The sequence below is a fragment of the Bradyrhizobium sp. Kon56 genome (genome assembly GCF_055807635.1).
The window spans coordinates 1-235 of sequence record NZ_JBVVOU010000640.1 but is presented as its reverse complement, the minus strand read 5'-3'; the positions used below and the strand labels follow the sequence as shown (position 1 = coordinate 235).

Genomic DNA, 235 nt, shown 5'->3' with positions numbered 1-235 from the left:
CTGAAACAATCGCCGAGGTCGATTTGAGTGATGGCAAGTTAAACGCTCCCCCGCGAGAGCGCCCGATTGCTTCAAGCCGCTCGTGCACTTCGATCAACAGGTGAGCCATTCTCGGCAGCGCGGCTCGCCGCCCAACATTCACGATCCATTCTCGGAAGATAGAAGCATCGATCAGCGTCTCTCGCCACAAGGCCGCGGCCAGGTGGGGGCGTCGCGCCGTCACCTCGGTCAGCTC

General features: G+C 61.3%; 1 pseudogene. It reads right to left on the bottom strand.

Features of this window, described 5'->3' with window-relative positions:
* A pseudogene (locus tag AC0L3B_RS40350) lies at window positions 1-235 on the bottom strand (Crp/Fnr family transcriptional regulator); the annotation flags it as partial.